General features: G+C 72.8%; 3 protein-coding genes. All 3 read left to right on the top strand.

The window, feature by feature from the left end; translation table 11 throughout:
• The first annotated feature begins 148 nt into the window (after nt 1-148).
• The 3 genes from Q0195_RS00070 to Q0195_RS00080 are packed head-to-tail and all read left to right on the top strand — an operon-like array spanning nt 149 to nt 2,362.
• Nucleotides 149-1,213: an iron-containing redox enzyme family protein gene (locus Q0195_RS00070; protein WP_299272921.1), complete on the top strand. Its 1,065-nt coding sequence runs from the start codon at nt 149-151 to the stop codon at nt 1,211-1,213.
• A gap of 11 nt (nt 1,214-1,224) precedes the next feature.
• On the top strand, nt 1,225-1,437 hold the full coding sequence (locus Q0195_RS00075) for a CDGSH iron-sulfur domain-containing protein (protein ID WP_299272924.1): 213 nt from the start codon (nt 1,225-1,227) through the stop codon (nt 1,435-1,437).
• Between the two features lie 25 nt (nt 1,438-1,462).
• Nucleotides 1,463-2,362, top strand: a complete 900-nt coding sequence (locus tag Q0195_RS00080) for a D-hexose-6-phosphate mutarotase (RefSeq protein WP_299272927.1) — start codon at nt 1,463-1,465, stop codon at nt 2,360-2,362.
• Nucleotides 2,363-2,427: the final 65 nt, after the last annotated feature.

Raw genomic sequence — 2,427 nt, forward strand, 5'->3', positions numbered from 1 at the left:
GCAGGGTTCCCCGCGGCCGTGGCCGTGAGCGAGATGCAGGGCTCCGCGGCCGCGGCCGTGGCCCGAGATGCAGGGTCGGTGGGCCGGTGGCAACCTCGGGAATGGCCGCTGTCCGGCGGAGCCGTGCTGCCCGAAGGAGCCCCACACGGTGAACCACCTCGTCGCGTCGTCACGCACGGCGCCGGCCATGTCCGGGCTGCCCTCCGCCCGCGGTGAGCTGAGCGCGGCCCTGCTCGACGTCCTCGTCGGCGCGGCGCCCGTCGACGCCCTGAGCGGCATGGCCGAACGGGCTGTCGCCGCGGCCACCGACATCGTCCGGGACGACGACGCCCAGCTCAGCCTCCTGCTCCTGTACGCCCAGCACTACGACTCCCTCGAGCAGCTCGACCCCGCGCTCGAGTGGTCGCCAGAGCTCCTGGCCGTCCGCGGCCGGTTGGAGTCGGCGTTCGAGGCCGCCCTGCGCGAGCAGGTCGCACAGCCGGCCGTACCCGAGCCGACGGCGGGCGCCGTCGCCGCGGCCCTCTTCGACCTGACATCCCAGCCCAGCGGTCCGTCGCTGGCGAAGTACGTCGCGCGGAAGGCCGGCTACGAGCAGGTGGTCGAGCTGCTCGTCCAGCGCAGCATCTACACGCTGCGCGAGGCGGACCCGCACACGTGGGCGATCCCGCGGCTGACCGGCCGCGCCAAGGCCGCCCTTGTGGAGATCCAGTCCGACGAGTACGGCGGCGGCCGCACCGACCGCGTCCACCAGCACATCTACGCGGCCACCCTGCGCGGGATGGGGCTGAGCGACCGGTACGGCGCCTACCTCGACCATGTCCCGGCGATCACGCTCGCGTCGTTCAACCTCATGTCGCTGTTCGGCCTGAGCCGTCGCTTCCTCGGCGCCATCGTCGGGCACCTGGCCGCCTACGAGATGACCGCCTCGATCCCGTGCCGGCTCTATTCCGACGGGATGCGCCGGCACGGCATTCCCGAGCACATCACCCACTACTTCGACGAGCACGTGGAGGCCGACGCGGTCCATGAGCAGATCGCGGCCCGGGACCTCGCAGGCTCGCTCGCCGAGGACCGGCCCGAGCTCACCGCCGACATCATGTTCGGTGCGGCGGCCTGCCTGACCGTCGACGGCGCGATGGGTGAGCACATCCTTCGGTCGTGGCAGGCGGGGGAGTCCTCGCTCATCCGCCCGCTCCTCGACGCCGCCCCGTGAGGGAGTCCGACATGGACCGGCGCGAGGAGCCGACGATCACGGCCTACCCCAACGGGCCGCTCATCGTGCGCGGCGACGTCACCATCCTCGACGCCGACGGCCGCCCGCTGCCGCGCAATCGCCGCACCCAGGCCCTGTGCCGGTGTGGGGCATCGACGATCAAGCCGCTGTGCGACGGCAGCCACAAGCTCGTCGGTTTCTGCACGGACGACACCGGCTGCTGAGCGCTTCGCGCTGTACGGTCCGGCCATGAGCAATGCCGCGACCGACCTTCCCGACTCCGTCACGCTCGCCGAGGGGGAGGGCGGGCTGCCCGTCGTCCGGGTGGCCACCGCCGTCGCCACCGGCGAGGTCTACCTCCACGGCGCCCACGTCACCGCGTGGACCCCGGCCGGCAGCGACCCGGTGATCTGGGTGAGCGGTGCCGCCCGGTTCGCCGCGGGTGAGGCGATCCGCGGCGGGATCCCGATCTGCTTCCCCTGGTTCGGTGCGGGCCGTGAGCCCGGCCTGGCCCCACCGGCCCACGGTTTTGCCCGGATCACCGGGTGGCGGCTCATCGACGGGGTGGACGTCGACGGCGCGGTGACCCTGACCTTCCGCCTCACCGACGCCGACGTGCGGGGTCTGCCCGCGGCCGCCGCGTGGCCGCACGCGTTCACCGCGACGTACCGGGTGACCTTCGGCCGCGAGCTCGACGTCGCGCTCACCGTGGAGAACACCGGCGACGGCGAGATCTCCTTCGAGGAGGCGCTGCACACCTACCTCGCCGTCTCCGACGCCCGCACGACCACGGTCGTCGGCCTGGACGGCGCGCCCTACCTCGACAAGGTGACCGGTGGCCCCGATCCGGTGACCCAGCGGGGCGAGGTGACGTTCACCGGCGAGACCGACCGGGTCTACCTCTCCGCGGCCGACGTGATCGTCCGGGACGAAGGGGCGGCGCGCTCGATCGGCGTGACGAAGGAGGGCTCGGCGAATACCGTCGTGTGGAACCCGTGGGTCGACAAGGCGGCCGCCATGGCCGACTTCGGCGACGACGAGTGGCCTGCCATGGTCTGCGTGGAGACCGCCAATGTGCTCGACGACGCCGTCGTCCTGCGGCCGGGGGAGCGGCACGGGACGACGGCGCGGTACACCGTCACCCGGTAGACGCGATGGGTGGGTCCGGTGACCCGGTGGTGCCCGGTGACCCGGTGTGTCCGGTGACCCGATGG

Origin of the sequence: uncultured Georgenia sp., from assembly GCF_937958535.1 — a bacterium.
Lineage (GTDB): Bacteria > Actinomycetota > Actinomycetes > Actinomycetales > Actinomycetaceae > Oceanitalea.